Consider the following 21715-nt stretch of genomic DNA (forward strand, 5'->3'; position numbering starts at 1 on the left):
CTATAAACACAGTTATACACGTATTTTACGTTAAAAAGCAACTTTATGCCACCAACTTTAGACCGATTTTTGTAATAATTTTGTAATAATCCATATTTCCTACACATTTGTTAACCTCTTTTTTACAATTTCTTCATTTTAATGTTTCTAGTAGTTTAAAAAGGGTAGATATTACTGTTACCAATACTTGTGTTTTGGTAATAAGAATCACCTATATACTGTGTACAACAAGTAATGGCAGACGTTTTACATGGACGCATTAATAAGCCGGAAAGGAATTGGAATATGACGCAAAAGCTGATCTACTTTTTATCACAAACGCATATTCGAAGTGCCATTGCTGAAGCCTGGGCGAAAAGACTTTCACTGAGCAATGTCAAATTCATTAGCGGTTCTTGGCATAAATCTAAAGCGACACCATTTATTGCGGAAGCGTTGAATGAGTTTGCAATTGAGCCTCCTGAAAGCTTGTCTTATTCCCCAAGCTCAGAACTACTGGCAGATGCTGATCTCATTGTAACAATTTATGATTCTGCACATGAAACTGCACCAAAATTTCCAGCTAACATACAAGATAAAATTATTTATTGGGACATTGATGATCCAGAACAAGAAATAGCGTTACCCCAAAAATGGGCGAGTTATCAAGAAGTATGCGATAACATTGCCTTATCAGTAAAAAATTTAGAGCATGTATTGATAGAGGCTTAGATTTCGTTGTCCCGCCATTTGTAGGCGGGACTTTTATGTTAAATCAGAAAGGAGTATACATAATGGATGGATATAACGATTTAAAAAAGGCTGAGAAAGCGGCATTTTTAAGTATATTTGCTTATTTATTTCTGTCTGTTTTAAAAATAGTTGCTGGTCAATTGGGTAATTCTGATGCCTTGCTTGCAGATGGTTTGAACAATACGACTGATATTGTAGCTTCTGTTGCGCTTTTAATCGGCCTTCGAATTTCGCGAATCCCACCTGATGCAGACCATTCATACGGACATCGGCGGACAGAAACGATTAGCTCATTGATTGCTTCTATTATTATGTTTCTCGTTGGTGTACAAGTTATTTGGAGCTCGATTGTACATATTATTGAAAAAGAATTTGCGACGCCATCGATGTTGACTGCTGTTGTAGCCCTATTTTCTGGTGTATTTATGTACGCGATTTACTTATATAATCATAACCTTGCGAAAAAATTAGATAGTCAGGCAGTTCGAGCTGCTGCGTTTGATAATCGATCAGATGCATTTGTTAGTTTTGGCGCATTTATCGGAATTATCGGTGCGGTGCTTGGTGTTCCATGGCTCGATTCAGTGACAGCCTTTTTAGTCGGTGTTTTAATTGTTTATACAGCAATTAAAATTTTCTACGATGCCGCTCATTCACTGACGGACGGTTTTGATGTTTCTAAGCTTGAAACGATTCATGATTTAATTGCTTCTGTACCTGATGTGAAAAAAGTTATTGATATTAAAGCGCGAATGAATGGAAATCGAATTTGGATTGATGCAACGATTGCCGTTGATCCGGAGTTAAATGTGGTAAAGAGTCATGAAATCACTGAAATTGTTGAGCAAAAAATCCGAAGTAAGTTCGAAGGTGCATTTACTTTAGTTCATATCGAACCATTTTTCGAATAATATTCGTTGTCAATAACCGTAAAGTCAACTATAATTTAGATTAAAGTATCATTTGCTGGGAGGGAATATTCGATGGGGCAGAGAAACTAATTCATACAAATTATCTAACTAGAATGAAAAATATGCAGCAATACATTGGAGGAATTCTCTTCCAGAGCGGTTTTTCTTCTATATAGATAGTTTTATCATAAGCTTATTTATATTAAATTAGGAGGTGTTTGCCTTAGCAGAAACTATTTCTGTCAAGGCGATTTATTGATATTAACCATTAAATTTTTAATTATAGCTTTACTTATTGCTATATCAGCGTTTTTCGTGGCAACAGAATTTGCGATTGTTAAAATGCGACCGAGCCGCTTGGACCAATTAATTGCGGAGAAAGATAAACGTGCGGTCCTCGCTAGACATATTTACAACCATTTGAACGCTTACTTATCTGCCTGCCAACTCGGGATAACAATTAGTTCTCTTGGACTTGGTTGGTTAGGGGAATCTACGGTGGAAGCTGCCCTACATCCATTATTTAGCTTAATGGAATTGCCGCAATCTGCTATTACGATTCTTTCCTTCACGATTGCCTTTCTTTTTATCACATTCTTGCACGTGGTTGTCGGCGAACTTGTACCGAAAACATTGGCGATTGATAAAACAGAAACCGTTGCACTTGCGGTAGCTCGTCCGTTGCATATTTTTTACAAAGTGATGTTCCCGTTCATTTGGGTTTTAAATGGTTCTGCGGTTTTTATCGCGCGTCTTTTTGGCTTAGAACCAGCTTCTGAACATGAAATCGCTCATACCGAAGACGAGTTGAAAATCATCGTCGGCGAAAGTTATAAGAGCGGCGAAATCAACCAATCGGAATTCCGTTATGTGAATAAGATTTTTGATTTTGATGAACGCATGGCAAAAGAAGTCATGATTCCGCGAACAGAGATTGTGACCGTTGATACTGGTTCTACAATCGGTGAATTATCCGACATTATGCAAAATGAACGCTATACGCGCTATCCTGTTATTGATGGCGATAAAGACCATGTTATCGGCGTACTTAATTTAAAAGAAATTTTATCAGCTTACGTAGAGCACGGTTCCAATCCTACTTTTAGTATTGACCCATACGTGAAACCAATTATTCGTGTGATTGAAACGATTCCGATTAAAGAACTGCTTTTCCGAATGCAGCGCGAACGTTCCCATATCGCGATTTTACTTGACGAATATGGTGGTACTTCCGGACTTGTCACGGTTGAAGATATTGTTGAGGAAATCGTTGGTGATATTCGTGATGAATTTGATGCCGATGAAATTCCAGAAATCCGCAAAATCAAAGATGGTCACTATATTGTTGACGCAAAACTTCTTATTGATGAAGTAAATAATATTTTAGGTACGGAAATCGAGGAAGAAGAAGTCGACACAATCGGTGGCTGGTTCTTAACGCAAAATTATGAAGTCGAAGTTGGGGACGAAATTGATTACGATGGCTTTATTTTCCGCGTAAAACAAGGCGAACCCCACCATATCGAATATATCGAAATCATTAAAAAATCGAATGACTAATTCAAAAAGTAGCTATCCCACAACTAGGATAGCTACTTTTTTTAAATGCGATGCTCTAACATAAATTGTTTGAACTTTTCTGCTGCCGGTGTTAACGTTTGATTTTTCACGACCGCTAAATAAAAGAATCGTTCCCAGTTCGGGCTTCTAATCGGTAACACTTTGACATCTATGTAATTCAAAATCGGCATATTAGGAACAACGGCAATACCAAAATTTTGCGCGACCATCCCTGCAATAACTTGATCCACTTCAATTTCATAAGCGATTTTGTATTCTGCGCCAATTTTTCTAAATAAGTCATCGATGATTGGCCGCAAACCACTTTTTTTCGAAAAAGCGATATGGGGATAATTTACCGTTTCCACTAAGTCAATCCAGTCTTTTTTAGCTAGCGGATGATTTTTAGGCACGATAAGCACTAGTTCTTGTTTGGCAATCGGTGTAAAATGGATATTCCGTTCATTTTCGAGCTTGGAGCAGATGCCGATATCGTATTTCTTTTCTTTCAGCCCTTGAATAATATCAATCGAAACGCCCGTATGGAAAACAAAATCGATGTTCTTTTCTGGTTCTGTTTGCAAGAATTCTTGGACAAGCTTTGGTACGAGCGAGGTTCCGAGTGTTTGCAAGAAAGCTAGGTCAATCTGCCCTTCCCCATTTGCGGCTTTTTTGGTCGTCGCAACCCCTGCATCAATCATATCTAAAGACTCTTCCACATAATCAAGAAATACTTTACCAGCTTTACTTAATCCAATATTGCGGCCTTCTTTTTCGAATAAAGGTATTCCTAGTTCTTGTTCTAGTGAAGAAATCGCGTGACTTAAACTAGGTTGGGTAATCAGCAATTTTTCAGCAGCTTTTGTGTAATGCTCCATGTGCGCCAGTGTGACGAAATAACGTAAATGGTGTAAATTCATGGTTTCTCTCCTTACTAAAAATTATCTATGCAATTTATCTATCAATTAATAGAATAATACCAATTTGTTTTTATGGAATAGTCATAATACAATTAAACTGTAGTTACGCCAGTGAAATAAACTTATTCCTTAAAAACCAATATACGGTAGAATAGGTTAACTGTCCAGTTCCATTTTCAACTATTGAAGGCGTTATCACATCAGAGATTTTTAATTTAGTGGAATTTATTTTTTTGCTGGTGTTTGTGAAAATATTATCAAAGTTTCTTGTAATTTTTATTATGGAGAGGAGATAATTTTTATGACAAATGCAAATGGCAACTTAAAAAAATGCCCCATCACGATTAGCTCTTACACACTTGGAACGGAGGTATCTTTTCCTAAACGAGTGAAAACCGCTGCTGAGAATGGTTTTGACGGAATTGGCTTACGTGCGGAAAATTATGTAGACGCGCTGGCTGCCGGATTAACCGACGAAGACATGTTGCAGATTTTAGCTGAGCACAACATGAAAGTAACAGAAGTTGAGTACATAACACAATGGGGAACTGCCCAAGATCGTACGGCAGAACAACAAAAGAAAGAGCAAACCACTTTCCACATGGCGCGATTATTTGGCGTCAAACATATTAACTGCGGTTTGCTTGAAAAACTCCCTGAAGATCAAATTATTACCGCACTTGGTGAACTGTGTGACCGGGCCGAAGAATTAATTATCGGTTTAGAATTTATGCCATATAGTGGTGTAGCGGACTTACAAGCAGCTTGGCGAGTAGCAGAAGCATGTGGTCGCGATAACGCACAACTTATTTGCGATACGTGGCACTGGGCGCGAGCGAACCAAACAGCTGAATCTATCAAAAATATTCCCGCTGACCGGATTGTGTCCATTCAATTGTGCGACGTCCACGAGACACCGTATAAGGAACTGCGCGAAGAATCCCTTCATGATCGTTTAGCTCCTGGAGAAGGATACGGAGATACGGTCGGTTTTGCAAAAATTTTAAAAGAACATGGTGTCAATCCACGCGTTATGGGGGTTGAAGTTATATCAGATTCTATGGTAGCAACTGGCTTGGAATATACTGCCATCAAAGTATATAATGCAACGAAAAAAGTATTAGACGAGGCATGGCCAGAGATTTCTCCAAAGTAAACGCCTATCTGATTATGTGAAAATCGTAACGTAGCTGAAAGATTCCCTTTTGAAAGGAAAGTGTTATTTTTGAAATTTAATTCGATGTTTTCACCCATTGATATTGGGCCTATGAAAGTTCCTAACCGATTTGTTGTCTCACCAATGTGTAATAACTATGCGAATACAGATGGAACTTTATCCGATACCTCGCTCGCTTATTATAAAGAAAGGGCGCTTGGTGGCTTTGGACTTATTACATTTGAAGCGACTGTCGTAGATGTTCGGGCAAAAGGCGGGGCCAATAAAGCTTGCCTTTATAGCGATCATCAAATTGCTAGTTTTAAACGCGTGATTGATGTATGTCACGATGCTGGCGCTAAAATTTCCGTTCAGTTGCAGCATGCTGGACCTGAAGGGAATTCCAAAGTTTCGGGTCACCCTTTAAAAGCGGCCTCTGCGATTGCTTCTGCTGCTGGTCGAAATACGCCGGAATCCATTTCCCGAGAAGAGCTATATGAACTTATTGAACTTTACGGGGAAGCTGCTTTGCGAGCAAAAAAAGCTGGTGCAGATGCGGTTGAAATCCACTGTGCACATGGTTATTTAGTAAGTAGCTTTTTGTCAGGACGTACGAATAAACGGGTCGATGAATTTGGTGGTTGTTTTGAAAATAGAATGCGATTACCACGACTTATTATCGAAAGTATTCGTAAACGTGTTGGTCATTCTATCGCGATTCTTTGCCGGATTAATAGCACGGATGGCGTGGACGGCGGACTTAGTGTCCAAGATAGCGCGACGGTTGCGGCTTATTTAGAGGATTGCGGTCTAGATGGTTTACATGTTTCTCGTAGCGTTCATATCCGCGATGAATATATGTGGGCGCCTACTGTTTTGCATGCTGGCTTTAGTTCCGACCTTGTGACGCAAATTAAACGTGCTGTTTCTATCCCAGTTATTACGGTTGGTCGTTTCACTGAACCGCATTATGCCGAATTAATGGTTCGCGAAGGGCGCGCTGATTTAGTTGCTTTCGGACGCCAATCTTTAGCAGATCCAGAAACACCAAACAAAGCTGCCGCTGGAAAACTGGATGAATTACTTCCTTGTATCGCTTGTCTTCAAGGTTGTGTCGCTAACATGTATGCCGGCAAACCAATTACTTGTTTAGTGAATCCTTTGCTCGGCCGTGAATCCGAAGCTTACTTACCAAAAACACCGAGTAAAAAAGTGGTTGTCGTTGGTGGTGGCGTTGGCGGACTTTATGCCGGATGGCTAGCTGGATCCCGGGGTCATGATGTGACAGTATATGAAGCATCTGATATGATTGGCGGCCAAATGCGTTTAGCAGCCTATCCTCCCGGAAAAGGCGATTTAACAAATATGGTTCGTAGCTACATTAAAAAATGCGAGCAATTCGATGTGGAAATTAAAACGAATACACCTGTTACAACAGAACTTATTCAAGAAGTTTCCCCAGATGCTGTTATCATCGCGACTGGCGCAACCCCACTTGTTTTACCAATTCCAGGTATTGAAGATGCTGGATTAATCCACGCAGTTGACTTACTTGATGGGAAAGAAACTTGTGGCAAAAAGGTACTTGTTGTCGGTGGCGGCATGGTTGGTAGTGAGACCGCTGCATTTTTAGGCGAAGCGGGCCATGACGTAACCGTTGTAGAGCTGCGTGATGAAGTCGGCGCAGATGTTATTTCTGAACACCGCAAATTCCTGATGCGCGATTTTGATGAATATAAAATCAAAAGTGTTACTAATGCAAAAGTAACGAGTTTCTTTGCAGATGGGGTAACGTATTCCTTAGCTGACGATAAAGAATACCGTATTGACGGTTTTGACTCGGTTGTTCTAGCAATGGGATCAAGAGCTTATAATCCACTAGAAGAAGCTATTAAGGAAATCGTACCTGAAACCTATGTGATTGGTGATGCCGTTCGCGCACGCCGGGCATTAGACGCAACAAAAGAAGCACTAGACGCTGTATTACAATTATAATTTGCTGTCCTACTCGTTGTTCAAGCAGCGAGTAGGAATTATTCGGAGGTAACAAAAAATGGAAAATAGAATTTCAGGAACGACTAGGCTTCTTGGCTTAATTGGGACACCCATAGACCATTCAAAATCTCCAGTTATGTATAATTACAGTTTTCAAAAAGCAGGTTTGGATTATGCTTACCTTGCCTTTGATACTCCTATTGAAAAAGTTGCTGATGCGATCAGTGCAATCAAAACATTCAACCTTCTTGGTTCAAACGTAACCATGCCTTGTAAAAGTGAAGTTTTAAAATACATGGATGACCTTTCCCCTGCTGCTCGGATGATTGGCGCTGTTAACACTATTGTAAATGACGACGGGAAACTAACCGGGCATATCACAGACGGCCTTGGTTTTGTTGCAAATTTACGAGATGCTCGTGTCGATGTTGCCGGCAAAAAAATGACTATAATCGGTGCTGGTGGCGCGGCTACAGCAATCCAAGTCCAGTGCGCACTTGATGGGGCCAAGGAAATCACCATTTTTAATATTAAAGATGCTTTTTATGAAAAAGCCAAACAAACCGCTGCTTCCATTCAACAAGAAGTACCTAATTGCATCGTACATATTTATGATCTGAACGATACGGAAAAATTAAATGCGGAAATTGCAACTAGCGACATCCTTGTCAACGCTACACTCGTTGGTATGCATCCAAATGAACACGAAACACCCATCAACAATACATCTGTTTTTAGAAAAGAACTCATCGTAACAGATATTGTCTATAACCCTAAGAAAACCAAACTATTACTAGACGCAGAAGCTGCTGGTTGTAAAATAGTTGGCGGACTAGGAATGCTTTTGTGGCAAGGCGCCGAAGCATACAAACTGTTTACTGGGGAAGACATGCCAGTTTCAGAAGTAAAGGATCTATATTTTAACTAATAAATTCATCAGGATTTCGAGAGGAGAAAAAAATGAACGCAAAAAGATTTTATCCAACAGCAATAGCACTTTATTTTACTTATTTTATTCACGGTATTGGGGTATCCATTCTTGGCCAATACAAACAAGATTTCGCTGGAGTATGGGGAGCAGATAAGCTTTCTGACGGCACATTTGATGTAAGTATGGTTATCGCCGTTATCGCCGCACTTGGTTTAGGACGCTTACTTACATTACCAATTTCTGGACCTTTTTCAGATAAATTTGGGCGTAAACCTTCCGCATTAATCGGGGTTGCTTTATACGCAGTTTATTTCATCGGTCTAGCCTTTGCACCAAATATGTATATCGCTTACGCTTTCGCTTTTGTCGGAGGAGCAGCGAACTCATTCTTAGACACAGCTGTAACACCATCTGTTCTAGAAATTTTTACAAAAAACGGCGCGATTGCCAACATGTTTACTAAATTCTCCATTTCTATCGGGCAATTCGTATTACCTTTCGCAATCGGTATGGTTGCAGCGGCAAATATGTCATTCCGCACACTATTCATTATTACAATGGCTTTAATCGTTATTGATGGTTTAATTATCGCGTTTATGCCGTTCCCTCCAATGAACAACAATGTTGGCGGCGAAAAAGCAAAACCGGCGAAAATGAAATTCAATGCAACAAGTTGGGCAATTATCGGTATCGGTTTCACCTGTACTTCCACTTTCCAACTTTGGTTAAACTGTAACCAAGAGCTTGGAAAATTATACGGTATGGCTGATCCAAGTAAAATTCAATCATTCTACTCTCTAGGAACAATGTGCGCGATTTTAATCACGGCTGTTCTCGTGAAGAAATTTATTTTACCAGTACGTATTTTGATTCTTTATCCAGCAATCGCAACATTAATGCTACTAATTATTTACATCGTTCAAACGCCAACTATTTGTCTAATTGGTGGATTTGTTATCGGATACGCTGCTGCTGGTGGAGTTCTTCAACTAGCTGTATCAACTGCCAATGAATTCTTCCCTACGAACAAAGGGAAAATTACTTCGATTGTTATGATTTCTTCCAGCCTAGCAAACTACATCGTTTTAAACGTAGCGAGCTATATTACTAAAGCTGGTGGTATCGAAGGTCCGAAATATGTGTTATTATTCAATGTAGCGATAACAGTTATCGGTATCTTGCTAGCAATCTTCGTCAACATGCGTTATAAAAACGAATCTAAAATTGCAACTAAATAATTGATTATTCAACTGAGCATTCACCTGCTCAGTTGAACTTACATATCATTTGTGAAGTAAAGCACAAACTTATGTATTTTATCTATATGTATCTATTAAAAAAGAGGACATTTCTAATAAAAGGACCTCATATTACATAAAGGAGAGCAGACTATGAAAAATAAATATTTATCTACATCACTAGGTCTTTATATGAACTATTTCGTTCATGGTATGGCGTTAATCATCATCGCACAAAATATTGATTTTTTATCTCAAAAATGGCATACAGATTTAGCTGGTGCTGCCGGCGTTGTATCTTCCTTTGGGATTGGTAAATTATTAGCTGTATTTATTTCGGGGAAACTATCCGATAAATTTGGTCGAAAGTTGTCTGTTATTCTCGGTGTGTTTTTCTATATTGTCTTTTTAGGTGGTATTCTATTAAGTCCAAATACGATTATCGCTTATGCATTTGGTATTTCTGCTGGGATAGCGAATTCCTTCCTAGATACAGGAACCTACCCCGCACTAATGGAAGCTTATCCAAAAAAAGCTGCTTCCGCCAACATTATTGTAAAAGCTTTCGTCCAAACTGGTCAATTCCTTTTACCGTTCATGATTGCGTTTATTTTGGCAAATAACTTATGGTACGGCTGGAGCTTTGTTGTTTTAATCGTCATTTTAATAATTAACTTGCTCTACACGCTAACTCGTACCTTCCCACCAATGACTGTTGGGAAACCGTTAGATTTTGAAGTAGAACTTGCTGAAGAGAAAAAGCAGAAGTTTCATTTTAGTATTGATGAAATTTGTTTGATTCTATTTGGTTTTGTCGCTCAAACCTTACTTTATATTATGAGCCAATGGATTGCTAAATACGGATCAGAAGTTATTCATATGACCGATGATGCCTCTCGACTACTTGTAAGTTATGCAAGTGTCGGCGCAATTATCTGTGTCTGTGTAACGTTCGTTTTAGGAAATCGTGGTGTACGTACGCTGTATATTTTAATCACTTATGTAACTATGACAATGCTCATTTCCTTTACGCTGTTTGCTTTCCCAAGCGAAATCGTATGTATTGTTGGTGCTTTCTTACTTGGTTATTTCTCTGCTGGAGGAATCATTCAATTAGGGCTGACATTACTTGCAGAGGTCTCTCATCGTGGAAAAGGGTTTGTTACTAGCCTTTACACTATTGCAGAAGGGATCGCCGTATTCATTATCCCACTAATTGCAGCAGCTATTTCCCGCGTTGATATCGCTTCTATTTTCTTACTAAACTCAGGAATTGCGCTTTTCGGTTTAGTGCTCTTACTGATTGTATTTACACGAAAGAAAAAATTTGCTCAGGATCATATTTAAAAAAAGGTCGAGAATTGGATAATCCAGTTCTCGACCTTTTTTTAATGTTTTCTCAACGTTTTCCATTTGTACATAAGTATCCAAAAAGCAATGATGGATGCAACTAAAATTAAGATCATTTTAACTACTAAACCAACAACTTGCCCTGTCGTAATTAATTTTGCATATTCGAAACTGGCATAATGGCCGCTTAAACAAATAGTGATGTAAATAGAACCAATGATAAGTATTGGCAGACGGAATTTGTTATTCATCAAGAATCTACCATTATTTTCTAAGGAAGCTGTTTTCATTGCGTACCAACTAATAACTAGCATGCCTATTGATAGAACAATTAAAACAACAAACTCACCTAAAGCCATGCCTCCTCTTAAAATCGGGGTAGGTAGCGCATTAAACAACATCACTGCCCCACCATCGACATCTGCAATTATCTTCCCAGCAAAATAAGCTTTAAAACCGACGACCAAATTAGTTAGCGCGCCTGGGAACATATATAAGAAGCTGATAACAGATCCAATTGCGATAATACTTGCCGTAATTATTTCCCCGACTAAATTCCCAACCGCCATTGCTAGCATGTACGAGAATAGAAACAGCAGTGAAAAAGAGCTAATATACGTAAATGCATCCAACACACTTGGTAAATATATTTCTGGTATTTGCTGATAAATATACATAAACCTCAAGAAAATAATTATCGGAACTACTAAGATAATCAAAACAAGTGGAATAAGCATCTTATGCCAAAATATCTGCTTCCTCGAATAGGGCAATCCAAATGTAAAATAATCCATTTGCTTATTCTTCTCAAAAACGGTTAATTTCAATCCTAAGAATAAAAATACATAGAAGAAAAGTGCTAAATTTCCTTCAAAATCATACGGCGTTAAACTTAAATCATTTTTTATTTCATTACCCGTCATTATTTGATCGGTTGAGTTTACTTTTTGAAATTCATCCGACTGATAATATTTATAGTTTTCGTTAAATAAGTTCACTGTATTCATCGCCGTTGTAGCTTCTGAACCGACGAACGCGATGACGATAAATATAAAAACCCAAGCATTCTGACGCCATTCTTTCCAGATAAGTCCTGTACTCATGCTTCCTCGCCCCCTTGTTCTTCTAGATGATAGATAAACAAGTCTTCTAACGTTACTGCGAGTTCATCCATGAAAATTGGTTTTTCTTTCTTAATCGCCGCATATAATTCCGTGTTCATATCTCGGAATAAAATGGTGTATACACGGCCATATTTATTAATCACTTTCCCATTTTCTAGTAAAATAGCCGGAATTTTTTTATTTTCAAAAGCAATTTGGATTTTAACGGCTTGTTCCCGAAGCGATTCCAGATGATACGATTCTTCAATATGATTATCTTGCAAAATATGAATATAATCAGCAATCGGATCTAAATCAGCTAAACGATGGGAAGAAATAATAATACCTAGTTTTCGTTTCTCCACTTCTTCTAACAAGATGCCCATAATTTTCTTTTGAGCGATAATATCGAGACCTTCCATTGGTTCATCCAGCAAAATATAGTCGGCTCCTATAGAAAGCGCAAGAACGAGGCCAAAAAGACCTTTCATTCCTTTAGAATAATTTTGGAATTTTACATCTGTGGCTAGGTTGACTTGCTTCATTAACTCATCAAATTTGACTCCATCAAATAATGGATATGTTTTTTGATAGAATTTTTTAATCGTTGGAATTTTATAGCCATCCCAGCAACTCAAATTATCTTGAAGCATGAATAATTTTTGCTTTAGTTGGGGATTTTTGCTTAACGGTTCCTCTAGAAATACATCCCCCTCATCAGGGATATAAAAGCCCATTATAGTTCGAAAAAGAGTCGTTTTCCCCACGCCATTTCGCCCTACAATACCGACAATTTCTCCAGGTTTTACTTCGAATGTTATTTTATCCAGTAAGAGTTTTCCATCAATTTTTTTACTCAGCGCATCAACCTTCAACCACGTCACCTCCAATGATGTCTTGACTGTATTCTTCTGATAATCTATGTATTTCCTCCACATTAATTCCAAGGTAGACTAAGTCGAGTATTGTTTCTTTTAACTTTACTTTTGTTTCGGCTAACTTTTTTGGTGAATTAACTTTATCTCTTTGGTTCGCAATAAAGGTTCCTTTTCCTTTGACCGTGACGATAACTTCTTGCCGTTCTAATTCTTGGTAAGCTTTACTCACAGTATTTGGATTCACTCCTATTCTACTGGCAAATTCACGGATCGACATTATCTTTTCGCCTTCTTTTAGTATCCCTTTGACAACTTGTTCTTTAATTATTTGGACGATTTGTTCATAAATTGGTAGCTGACTTTTTGTATTAATCGTAAACATCTCTCCCCCTGCTTTCATGAACTCTACTATAAGAGAACTAATTGTACTAGTTACTATAGTACAGTAGATAAAAAAATAAATCAATTCCCTTATTAAAAAGAAAATTGATTTAAACTTTATTTTTCTAAACTTAGTAATGATTGTTTCATCGCTATTCCGCCACTATAACCAGTTAATTTACCATTTTTGCCAATAACACGGTGGCACGGTATAACTAAAAGTAATGGATTTTTGCCAATTGCTGTTCCCACCGCGCGCACTGCCATGGGACGATTTATTTGTTCAGCGATTTCTGTATAGGTTCTCGTTTCTCCATATGGGATTGTTTTTAATGCGTTAAATACCTCGAGTTGCAGAGGAGTCGCGGATAAATCAATAGATAACGTAAATTCTGTAAGTTCTCCGTTCAAATAAGCACGAATTTCGTCTTTATATATCGTGATTTTTTCTGGAGCGAACGTTGCTGAATGAATTTTTTCTTCTTGTGTTCCAACGTAAGCTAGGCCTGTGTCTGTCGCGGCAATATAAAGGTCGTTTTCTAAAAAATGGATAGTATCATAATAAAAATCAGCCATTTCCTTCACCTCTTTCCACTATTAATTATACGCTTAACTCGATGGATTTCCTATGTACTTTTGTTATAAAAGCAAGATTAGAAAAGTTTTACTCGCAATTTACTTTAATAACGTTTATGATTAATAAGAAGTTGAGGTGATAACATTGTCGGATTATTACTTAACCAAAAAAAGATGGCAAGCAATTTCAACGAATGACAAGGCAGCTGATGGTAGCTTTTTCTATGGCGTTACGTCTACGAAAATTTTCTGCTATCCTTCTTGTAAATCACGATTACCTAAAAAAGAAAATATTGTCATTTTTCATAGTGCGGAGGAAGCTTTTTCGAATGGATATCGCGCTTGTAAACGATGTAAATCTGGTGGTTCTGCGCTACCTGATGCAGAATGGGTCAATAATATCGAAACCTATATTAATGAAAATTTCTCAAAACCACTCACGTTGCAAATCATTGCGGATGATTGTCACGGAAGCCCGTATCATTTGCACCGAACATTTAAGCGGATTACGACAATTACACCTATTACCTATCTCGAGAACGTTCGGATTAATTATGCAAAACAGCAACTGCTTCATACCGACCAATCCATTGAAACTATCGGAAAAATGTCCGGCTTTCCAAATCCCTCTCATTTTTCTACCACTTTTAAAAGACATATTGGCTTGTCGCCAAAGAAATTTCGACTTACACAATAATAAAAATTTAATTTAGAACGGATGATACAATTATGACACATGTAACATTACCCATTTTAGAAGATTGGGAAGGTCTTTCATTAACTACTATTTTGCAAGAAAAATTCCACCTAGGAAAAAAAGCGCGCCATGAAATTCGCATGTCTCAAGATGTGTTACTTAACAATAAGCCGCTTGAAGATTGGAATACGCCACTTTTTGTTGGAGCTAGTCTTTCTTTACCCATCATTTTGCACGAAAAAATTCCGGTTTACGCGTATGATTTAGAAATTATTTATGAAGATGATTTTTTACTTGTCGTGAACAAACCTGTTGGTATGAAAACTCATCCAAATGATAGTTATGAAAGAGATACGTGCGCAAATGCGGTACAATATTATTTAGAAAAAACGGATCAAGAAGCGAACGCCTTAGCTGTGCATCGTCTTGATCAAACAACTTCTGGCCTGGTCCTTTTTGCGAAAAATAAATTAGCTATTGCTGGACTTTCATGGCAAATGGAGAATAGAGCAATTCACCGGACTTATCTTGCGGCTGTTGACGGCACTTGGGGACTTGTGATGCAAACGATTAACAAACCAATCGGTGAAGATCGCCATCACGGCTCTAGACGCCAAATCAGCCCATACGGCCAGCCTGCTGTAACTCATGTGAAAGTGCTAGAAAATGATAATGAAAAAAACACTTCTCTTGTAGAATGCCAAATCGAAACTGGCCGGACGCACCAAATCCGTGTTCATTTAAGCGGTATCGGTCATCCAATCATTGGCGATACGCTTTACGGCGGCTCACCTCGTGCTAACCGCATCATGCTACACGCCGAGAAATTACATTTAAATCATCCTTTCAAAGGCAAAAAAATGAACTTTTCCGCACCAGCCGGGGATGATTGGGTATTTTAAAAAGCCACAACATTACGTTGTGACTTCTGTACAAATTTCTACTTTCATACCATTTGGATCTTCAAAAAATACCGCATAATGATTTTCGCCACCAGCAAAAGGATATCGCTCTTCGTAAAGAAGCTTGATTCCTTTTGCTTTTAATTTTGCTCGAAAATCATCCACACGTTCTTTTGTGCCACCGTGAAAAGCTAAATGATTGAGACCAATTCGTTTCCGGTGATAACCTTCTGCAATAAACGATTCCTCCGTTTGCACGAATACCAAATACGTCTCGCCACATTTATAACTAAAACCTTCATTCCAAGACTGATACAACTCATAAGAAAGTTCTTCTAGCAGTTCTGACCAAAACAGACGACTTTTTTCTAAATCAGCTACATAAATTTCTACATGATGTAACATTTTACGCCTCCCCAATATGCTTTAGCGCTTCTCTTCGGCTAAGTGGTGCAAGCGGATGGCTATTTACAAAAAGACGAACTGCCTCACTATCCACTTTTGCATATTGTCTAAGTGCCCAACCAATTGCTTTTTGAATAAAGAACTCTTTGGAGCCAAGCCATTTTTCGCAGTTGGAAAATAACAAATCTGTATCGGTTTTGTCTTTATACTTTAATTGAAATAAAATTGCCGTTCGAGCCAGCCAAATATTATCTCCATTTATCCATGCTTCATTGTAAGTAGAAATCAACTCTGGATACAGCTTAAAATGATTGCTTACCACTGTTCCCGCTAAACCGTCCACCGTATCCCACCAAGACTTCGTTACGATTAACTTTTCATATATTTCTATCGCTTCACTAGGCTGCTTTTTACCATAGCGGCTCAATAAATCAATCGCGACATATTGAAATTCGCGTTCTTCCTCGGCAAATAAAGCTACCGTGAGTCCCAGCAAATCAGTTGGCGCTCCATTTTCTTTTAAAAATTCTGCCAGTAATTTTCTTCGTTCGCCAGCTCTAATCCCTAAAAAAGTAAATTGGTTTTTCATGTATGCTTCCATTGGCAGGGCATCTGCAGGTGAGCCGTGAGCGCGAAATAATGTTTGGATGTCGGTCATTTAGTTTTCCCGCCTGTTAGATAAGCGCGTTCACGTTCAATGCTACTTAAAAAGTACTCCAAATCATCTGGATCTGGCCCCACACGTTTTCCAGTTTCCAAGCGATCAATTTTTTCCATATCACTTGCATCCAGTTGGAAATACGACAAGCGCGAATTTTCTTCAATACGACTAGAAGTGATCGACTTAGGAAAAATAATCGTATCTCGGTTCAAATGCCATTGTAAAATCACTTGATCCACAGAAGCTTGATGTTTTTTTGCAATTTCCGTAATCACTGGATTTTGCATTAAAATCCCTTTTGCAAGCGGCGACCAAGCAGCATGTGCGATATTTTGTTCCGCCAAGTATTTCCGAAGATCATTTTGCGGTAAAAGTGGATGCGTTTCCACTTGATTTAAAACTGGTTTTTCATTTGCAGCGACCAATAAATCACTTAAATGATGTTGCTTGAAATTCGCAACCCCAATCGATTTAATCAATTTTTCATCATGTAGCCGTTCCATTGCCCGCCAAGAATCACGGTATTTCCCCGCAACTGGCCAGTGAATCAAATATAAATCCAAATAATCCAGTTTTAAATTGCGAAGCGTCCGCTCAAACGCAAATAATGTCTCATCATAGCCAAGATCGCCGTTCCACACTTTCGAGCTAATAAATAATTCTTCGCGCGAAACCGCACTATCCGCAACAGCTTGCCCAACAATTGCCTCATTATTATAAACTGCCGCCGTATCAAACAACCGATAACCAACTTCAATGGCCTTCTCCACAGCACCAGCGATAAATTCCTGTTCTTTTACTTGAAACACACCAAGTCCAATATAAGGAATTGTCTCATTCCCCGGTAGTATCATTCTGTCTTGTAAAGTTTTTGTCAAAACGAAACCCTCCTCACGAAAACTGTTTTGTGAACTTTTTCTCTTAAATGAATTATACACTATTTTCGCAAATTTATATTTTAAAACCAGTATACCGAAATGCGCCTTACTCTCCTAATAAAAAGCCACAAAAAATCTACTTTTTTTATTCATTTAGTGAAATACCTAAAAATAGCCATTGGAAACGCTATCAGAGACTTTATTTAGAGAGCCTTCAAAAAAAAGTTTCCTATTTATTCCCATCCTATGTTAGTATTAATTTGTGGTAAAGATCTATCAAGTTTTTTATTAATTTTTGTTAACTTATCGTTAAGAAAAAAGCTCCCTTTTTAAAGTAAAAGCGAGCTGATTATTAATGACCAAAAATGATCGGGGGAATTAAGAAAATGGCTTTTAAAAATAAAAAAGACCGTTTTGCTTCGCTGCTGCATGACATTGCAGTAAATTTACATGAAGGTGCAAATTTCTTTGCAACTTACAACATCAATTCGGTAGAGGATCTACATACTTTCTCGAACAAAATCAAAGAATATGAAACAGCTGGGGACTCCATGGTTCACAAAATGATTATGGAATTAAACGACGCTTTCATTACACCAATCGAGCGTGAGGATATGTTAGAACTAACTAACCGCCTAGACGACGTGATGGATGCACTTGATGAAACAGCTTTCTCACTAGAAATCTGTCAAATCACTCATTATGATGAATACATGACTAAATTTATCCAAGCTATTCAAGCAAGCACTGTTGAAATTGAAAAAGCAGTTGATCTTGTTTTTGATAAAAAACTTAAAGACGTTCGTAAACTTGCAATTCAAATTAAAGATTATGAATCTCAATGTGATGATGTTTACCGCGAATCACTAATCCAACTTTTCCAAAACGAAAAAGATCCAATTAAACTTATTCGTCTAAGAGAAGTTTATGAAAAATTAGAAGACATTGCTGATAGTTGTCAAAGCGTTGCCAATACGCTTGAATCAATTGTCATGAAAAATGCGTAAGGGGACTAGATAGATGGAAGGAATGTTTCTCATCACCCTCGTCATCGTACTTGCCGCGCTAGCTTTTGACCTAATTAACGGGTTTCATGATACAGCTAACGCCATTGCGACTAGTGTCTCTACAAAAGCTTTAAAACCACGACATGCGATTATTCTCGCTGCTGTAATGAACTTTGTGGGTGCTATTTCATTCACAGGGGTTGCTAAAACTATTACTAAAGACATTGTTAACCCATTCGCCTTAGATCACGGGGAACTTGTTATTTTAGCAGCATTACTTTCAGCTATTGCATGGAATTTAATCACTTGGTATTTTGGAATTCCTAGTAGTTCCTCTCATGCCTTGATTGGTTCCATCGCCGGTGCAGCAATTGCATCAGCTGGATTTGCAGCAATCGAATACAGCGGGTTTACTAAAATCATCATTGGTTTATTAGTATCTCCTGTACTTGCTTTCGTAGTCGGTTACACGATATATTCACTCTTCAAGGTTTTCTTGAAGAACTTAAACTTAGCCACGACCAATCGGCGTTTCCGGATGATTCAAGTCGGAACAGCCGCGCTACAATCTTACACACACGGAACAAATGATGCACAAAAATCAATGGGGATTATCACAATGGCATTAATTGCTAGTGGTTTCCAAACAACCGATGATGTGCAATTATGGGTTCAAGTATCCTGTGCGATTGCTATGGCGATTGGTACGAGTATTGGTGGTTGGAAAATCATCAAAACTGTCGGCGGTAAAATCATGAAAATCAAACCAGTTAATGGTGTAGCGGCTGATTTAAGTTCCGTTATCATTATTTTCGGTGCCACTTTCATTCACTTACCAGTTAGTACAACACACGTAATCAGCTCTTCTATCCTTGGTGTTGGAACAGCTCACCGTGTGAAAGGTGTCAAATGGGATACTGCACAACGCATGATTATCACATGGGTTATCACACTTCCTATTTCTGCAACCATTGCAGCACTTATCTTCTATGTACTAAGACTCTTTCTTTAATAACTTTTAGAGCCTTGCTTATGCGAGGCTCTTTTTATACACATTTTTGAATAAAATGAATAAAAATTAGTATAAAACAAGATTATTTTAAAAACATATTGCATATTTACTCATTTTGATGTATTATAATAAACATCGATAATAACGATTCATTTATTATAAATTACTCAAATACCAAAGGGAGTTGTACTTATGCAGAAGCATTTATTACAAAAGTTCGCAGCAATTTTACTTGTTTTTATATTTGTATTTTCTGGCTTCACTACTGTGTTCGCCGCTGATACTAAGGATGAAACCTTAACTAAAATTCAAGAAAAAGGTGTATTAACAGTCGGACTTTCCGCTGACTATCCACCGTATGAATTTCATCAAACAATCGACGGTAAGGATAAAGTCGTTGGTTTTGATGTAAGCATTGCCGAAAAAATTGCCAAGGATTTAGATGTTAAATTAGATATTAAAGAAATGAACTTCGATAGCTTGCTCGGCTCACTAAAAACTGGCAAGATTGATATGATTATTTCTGGGATGTCACCAACACCAGAACGCCAAAAAGAAGTAGATTTTTCTGATCCATACATGTTCGTCCAACAACGTGTTGTAGTTAGAAAAACGGACAAAGATAAATTTACAAGCGTGAATGACTTTAGCGGTGTTAAAGTTGGCGCCCAAAAACAAACTACCCAAGAAGAATTAGCACAAAATGAACTTGTTGGTTCAGATGTTGTGTCCCTTCAAAAAGTACCCGACCTCATTCTTAACCTAAAAAGCAACAAAGTCGATGCCGTTGTGCTAGAAGGCCCTGTTGCCGAAGCTTATATTAGCCAAGATAAAACACTAGCAATGGCCGATATTAAATTCGTGAACGGTAGCAAAGAAACCGCCATCGCGATGCCAAAAGGTTCCACTGATTTGCAAGCAAAAGTTAACGCATCAATTAAAGATATACAAGATACAGGCTTACTGAAAAAATATCAAAAAGAAGCCAATAAACTAATGTTCCAAGATGGTAGCTTCTATGAAAAATATGGTAACTACTTTATCACCGGTACATTAATCACGATTGCTCTAGCCGCTATCGGCGTATTATGTGGTGCGGTTCTTGGTTCATTACTAGCCTTAATGAAACTAGCGAAAACAAGATGGTTACGCTGGCCAGCAGCATGTTATATTGAATTTGTCCGTGGCACACCGCTACTTATTCAAATTTTCATCGTCTTTTTCGGAACGCAAATCATCGGAATGGACGTATCCGCCTTCGTTTCCGGCTGTATCGCCCTATCCTTAAACAGCGCCGCTTATGTTGCTGAAATTATCCGTGCAGGTATTTCCGCTGTCAATAAAGGCCAAATGGAAGCAGCTCGTTCTCTTGGTATGACGCAAAGTGCAAGCATGCGTTACATCATTTTACCGCAAGCTGTGAAAAACATTCTTCCCGCACTTGGGAATGAATTCGTTACTGTTATTAAAGAATCTTCCATCGTATCCGTGATCGGTGTAACAGAGCTAATGTTTATGACTGGCGTAGTCCAAGGCGCAAGCTTCAAGCCATTTATCCCGCTAATCATTACATCATTAATTTACTTTGTACTAACATTTAGCCTATCAAGACTACTAGGTGTTGCTGAAAGGAGAATGAGAACAAGTGATTGATATTAAAAACCTACACAAACATTTCGGTAAATTAGAAGTCTTAAAAGGTATTGACCTTGAAATCGCATCCGGAGAAGTGGTCGTAGTTATCGGCCCTTCCGGAAGCGGAAAAAGTACTTTCTTACGTTGCCTAAACTTATTAGAACAACCAACATCTGGCACGATTCTGTTCGAAAACAAAGATCTGATGGACAAACAAACCAACGTCAATGAACTTCGTCAAAAAATGGGGATGGTTTTCCAAAACTTCAACTTATTCCCACATAAAAACGTGCTCGAAAACCTAATGTTAGCCCCAATGAAAGTAAAAAATGAAAACAGTGCAGCTGCCAAAAAGCATGCCCTATCTTTACTTGAAAAAGTAGGCTTAGCTAATAAAGCAACCAGCTACCCTTCACAACTTTCTGGCGGACAACAACAACGTGTCGCTATCGCTCGGGCGCTCGCAATGAATCCAGACGTGATGCTATTCGATGAACCGACTTCCGCACTCGATCCAGAAATGGTTGGAGAAGTGTTAAGCGTTATGAAGTCACTTGCTAAAGAAGGTATGACCATGGTCGTCGTAACCCACGAAATGGGCTTTGCACGTGAAGTTGCCGACCGCGTTGTCTTCATGGACGAAGGCGTAATTCAAGAACAAGGCACTCCAGAAGAAGTGTTCGGAAACCCACAAAACGATCGTACAAAAGACTTTTTAGGAAAAGTTTTAGCATAAACAAAGATTGCGTCTCGCCTACTGTTGGTGAGGCGTTTATCTGCACTTATA

22 protein-coding genes are annotated in these 21715 nt (G+C 38.3%); 14 read left to right on the plus strand and 8 right to left on the minus strand.

All coding sequences use genetic code 11. The annotated features are described in order from the left end of the window. The first annotated feature begins 285 nt into the window (after positions 1–285). The 3 genes from HCX62_RS09385 (at position 286) to HCX62_RS09395 (ending at position 3203) form a co-directional block, all read left to right on the plus strand. On the plus strand, positions 286–711 hold the full coding sequence (locus HCX62_RS09385) for a low molecular weight phosphatase family protein (RefSeq protein ID WP_185638857.1): 426 nt from the start codon (positions 286–288) through the stop codon (positions 709–711). Between the two features lie 62 nt (positions 712–773). Continuing rightward, a complete protein-coding gene (locus HCX62_RS09390; RefSeq protein ID WP_185638705.1) occupies positions 774–1643 on the plus strand; it encodes a cation diffusion facilitator family transporter in 870 nt (289 codons plus the stop codon). Between the two features lie 255 nt (positions 1644–1898). Continuing rightward, positions 1899–3203, plus strand: coding sequence for a hemolysin family protein (locus HCX62_RS09395; RefSeq protein WP_185638708.1), 1305 nt, complete (start codon positions 1899–1901; stop codon positions 3201–3203). 41 nt (positions 3204–3244) lie between these two features. Here the strand turns inward: HCX62_RS09395 and HCX62_RS09400 are convergent, their stop codons facing one another. Then, entirely contained in the window at positions 3245–4123 is an 879-nt protein-coding gene (locus tag HCX62_RS09400; RefSeq protein ID WP_185638710.1) for a LysR family transcriptional regulator, read from the minus strand. Between the two features lie 301 nt (positions 4124–4424). On the opposite strand from HCX62_RS09400, the gene HCX62_RS09405 reads away from it, so the two are divergent. From HCX62_RS09405 to HCX62_RS09425, 5 genes are all read left to right on the plus strand, one after another. Next, a complete protein-coding gene (locus HCX62_RS09405; protein WP_185638712.1) occupies positions 4425–5279 on the plus strand; it encodes a sugar phosphate isomerase/epimerase family protein in 855 nt (284 codons plus the stop codon). A 69-nt stretch (positions 5280–5348) separates the two neighbouring features. Continuing rightward, positions 5349–7274 carry an oxidoreductase gene (locus HCX62_RS09410; RefSeq protein ID WP_185638714.1) on the plus strand — a complete coding sequence of 642 codons (1926 nt, stop codon included), beginning with the start codon at positions 5349–5351 and terminating at the stop codon, positions 7272–7274. 58 nt (positions 7275–7332) lie between these two features. Next, entirely contained in the window at positions 7333–8202 is an 870-nt protein-coding gene (aroE, locus tag HCX62_RS09415; protein WP_185638716.1) for a shikimate dehydrogenase, read from the plus strand. Between the two features lie 32 nt (positions 8203–8234). Further along, positions 8235–9443: an MFS transporter gene (locus HCX62_RS09420; RefSeq protein ID WP_185638718.1), complete on the plus strand. Its 1209-nt coding sequence runs from the start codon at positions 8235–8237 to the stop codon at positions 9441–9443. A gap of 153 nt (positions 9444–9596) precedes the next feature. After that, positions 9597–10790: an MFS transporter gene (locus HCX62_RS09425; protein ID WP_185638720.1), complete on the plus strand. Its 1194-nt coding sequence runs from the start codon at positions 9597–9599 to the stop codon at positions 10788–10790. Positions 10791–10831: 41 nt separating this feature from the next. On the opposite strand, the gene HCX62_RS09430 is transcribed toward HCX62_RS09425, so the two are convergent. The 4 genes from HCX62_RS09430 to HCX62_RS09445 all read right to left on the minus strand — a co-directional run bounded on the left by HCX62_RS09430 (position 10832) and on the right by HCX62_RS09445 (position 13731). Beyond that, positions 10832–11896 (minus strand): hypothetical protein, encoded by a 1065-nt coding sequence (locus HCX62_RS09430; protein WP_185638722.1) that lies wholly within the window; start codon positions 11894–11896, stop codon positions 10832–10834. Further along, the gene (locus tag HCX62_RS09435) at positions 11893–12771 is read right to left on the minus strand and encodes an ATP-binding cassette domain-containing protein (protein WP_185638724.1); all 879 of its coding nucleotides are present in this window, start codon (positions 12769–12771) and stop codon (positions 11893–11895) included. The genes HCX62_RS09430 and HCX62_RS09435 overlap by 4 nt, the downstream gene beginning before the upstream one ends. Beyond that, positions 12761–13156: a GntR family transcriptional regulator gene (locus HCX62_RS09440; RefSeq protein ID WP_185638859.1), complete on the minus strand. Its 396-nt coding sequence runs from the start codon at positions 13154–13156 to the stop codon at positions 12761–12763. Before HCX62_RS09440 ends, HCX62_RS09435 begins: the two co-directional genes overlap by 11 nt. A gap of 116 nt (positions 13157–13272) precedes the next feature. Next, positions 13273–13731: a methylated-DNA--[protein]-cysteine S-methyltransferase gene (locus tag HCX62_RS09445; protein WP_185638726.1), complete on the minus strand. Its 459-nt coding sequence runs from the start codon at positions 13729–13731 to the stop codon at positions 13273–13275. Between the two features lie 145 nt (positions 13732–13876). Between HCX62_RS09445 and HCX62_RS09450 the strand changes: the two genes are divergently transcribed. Next, positions 13877–14428, plus strand: a complete 552-nt coding sequence (locus HCX62_RS09450) for a bifunctional transcriptional activator/DNA repair enzyme AdaA (protein ID WP_185638728.1) — start codon at positions 13877–13879, stop codon at positions 14426–14428. 32 nt (positions 14429–14460) lie between these two features. After that, entirely contained in the window at positions 14461–15330 is an 870-nt protein-coding gene (locus tag HCX62_RS09455) for an RluA family pseudouridine synthase (protein ID WP_185638730.1), read from the plus strand. Positions 15331–15342: 12 nt separating this feature from the next. On the opposite strand, the gene HCX62_RS09460 is transcribed toward HCX62_RS09455, so the two are convergent. Genes HCX62_RS09460 through HCX62_RS09470 form a run of 3 tightly spaced genes read right to left on the minus strand, consistent with a single transcriptional unit; the run spans position 15343 to position 17274 of the window. Further along, positions 15343–15735 (minus strand): VOC family protein, encoded by a 393-nt coding sequence (locus tag HCX62_RS09460; RefSeq protein WP_185638731.1) that lies wholly within the window; start codon positions 15733–15735, stop codon positions 15343–15345. 1 nt (position 15736) lies between these two features. After that, positions 15737–16393: a DNA alkylation repair protein gene (locus HCX62_RS09465; protein ID WP_185638733.1), complete on the minus strand. Its 657-nt coding sequence runs from the start codon at positions 16391–16393 to the stop codon at positions 15737–15739. Then, positions 16390–17274 (minus strand): aldo/keto reductase, encoded by an 885-nt coding sequence (locus HCX62_RS09470; protein ID WP_185638734.1) that lies wholly within the window; start codon positions 17272–17274, stop codon positions 16390–16392. Before HCX62_RS09470 ends, HCX62_RS09465 begins: the two co-directional genes overlap by 4 nt. A 386-nt stretch (positions 17275–17660) precedes the next feature. Here HCX62_RS09470 and HCX62_RS09475 point away from each other — a divergent pair, with 386 nt between their 5' ends. The 4 genes from HCX62_RS09475 to HCX62_RS09490 all read left to right on the plus strand — a co-directional run bounded on the left by HCX62_RS09475 (position 17661) and on the right by HCX62_RS09490 (position 21664). After that, entirely contained in the window at positions 17661–18281 is a 621-nt protein-coding gene (locus HCX62_RS09475) for a DUF47 domain-containing protein (RefSeq protein WP_003723380.1), read from the plus strand. Positions 18282–18294: 13 nt separating this feature from the next. Further along, positions 18295–19293 carry an inorganic phosphate transporter gene (locus tag HCX62_RS09480; protein ID WP_185638736.1) on the plus strand — a complete coding sequence of 333 codons (999 nt, stop codon included), beginning with the start codon at positions 18295–18297 and terminating at the stop codon, positions 19291–19293. 192 nt (positions 19294–19485) lie between these two features. Further along, positions 19486–20946 (plus strand): ABC transporter substrate-binding protein/permease, encoded by a 1461-nt coding sequence (locus HCX62_RS09485; protein ID WP_008948562.1) that lies wholly within the window; start codon positions 19486–19488, stop codon positions 20944–20946. Then, complete coding sequence (locus tag HCX62_RS09490) at positions 20939–21664, plus strand: amino acid ABC transporter ATP-binding protein (protein ID WP_185531969.1); 726 nt, start codon at positions 20939–20941, stop codon at positions 21662–21664. Before HCX62_RS09485 ends, HCX62_RS09490 begins: the two co-directional genes overlap by 8 nt. The last annotated feature ends 51 nt before the right edge of the window (positions 21665–21715 follow it).

The organism is Listeria swaminathanii (assembly GCF_014229645.1).
Taxonomy (GTDB): domain Bacteria; phylum Bacillota; class Bacilli; order Lactobacillales; family Listeriaceae; genus Listeria; species Listeria swaminathanii.

Excerpts from the sequence above, each read along its gene's own strand:
- aroE (WP_185638716.1), top strand. The coding sequence starts at position 7,333 with ATGGAAAATAGAATTTCAGGAACGACTAGGCTTCTTGGCTTAATTGGG.
- HCX62_RS09460 (WP_185638731.1), bottom strand. The coding sequence starts at position 15,735 with ATGTTACATCATGTAGAAATTTATGTAGCTGATTTAGAAAAAAGTCGT.
- HCX62_RS09385 (WP_185638857.1), top strand. The coding sequence starts at position 286 with ATGACGCAAAAGCTGATCTACTTTTTATCACAAACGCATATTCGAAGT.
- HCX62_RS09400 (WP_185638710.1), bottom strand. The coding sequence starts at position 4,123 with ATGAATTTACACCATTTACGTTATTTCGTCACACTGGCGCACATGGAG.
- HCX62_RS09390 (WP_185638705.1), top strand. The coding sequence starts at position 774 with ATGGATGGATATAACGATTTAAAAAAGGCTGAGAAAGCGGCATTTTTA.
- HCX62_RS09475 (WP_003723380.1), top strand. The coding sequence starts at position 17,661 with ATGGCTTTTAAAAATAAAAAAGACCGTTTTGCTTCGCTGCTGCATGAC.
- HCX62_RS09430 (WP_185638722.1), bottom strand. The coding sequence starts at position 11,896 with ATGAGTACAGGACTTATCTGGAAAGAATGGCGTCAGAATGCTTGGGTT.
- HCX62_RS09455 (WP_185638730.1), top strand. The coding sequence starts at position 14,461 with ATGACACATGTAACATTACCCATTTTAGAAGATTGGGAAGGTCTTTCA.
- HCX62_RS09420 (WP_185638718.1), top strand. The coding sequence starts at position 8,235 with ATGAACGCAAAAAGATTTTATCCAACAGCAATAGCACTTTATTTTACT.
- HCX62_RS09465 (WP_185638733.1), bottom strand. The coding sequence starts at position 16,393 with ATGACCGACATCCAAACATTATTTCGCGCTCACGGCTCACCTGCAGAT.
- HCX62_RS09445 (WP_185638726.1), bottom strand. The coding sequence starts at position 13,731 with ATGGCTGATTTTTATTATGATACTATCCATTTTTTAGAAAACGACCTT.
- HCX62_RS09405 (WP_185638712.1), top strand. The coding sequence starts at position 4,425 with ATGACAAATGCAAATGGCAACTTAAAAAAATGCCCCATCACGATTAGC.
- HCX62_RS09480 (WP_185638736.1), top strand. The coding sequence starts at position 18,295 with ATGGAAGGAATGTTTCTCATCACCCTCGTCATCGTACTTGCCGCGCTA.
- HCX62_RS09485 (WP_008948562.1), top strand. The coding sequence starts at position 19,486 with ATGCAGAAGCATTTATTACAAAAGTTCGCAGCAATTTTACTTGTTTTT.
- HCX62_RS09440 (WP_185638859.1), bottom strand. The coding sequence starts at position 13,156 with ATGTTTACGATTAATACAAAAAGTCAGCTACCAATTTATGAACAAATC.
- HCX62_RS09425 (WP_185638720.1), top strand. The coding sequence starts at position 9,597 with ATGAAAAATAAATATTTATCTACATCACTAGGTCTTTATATGAACTAT.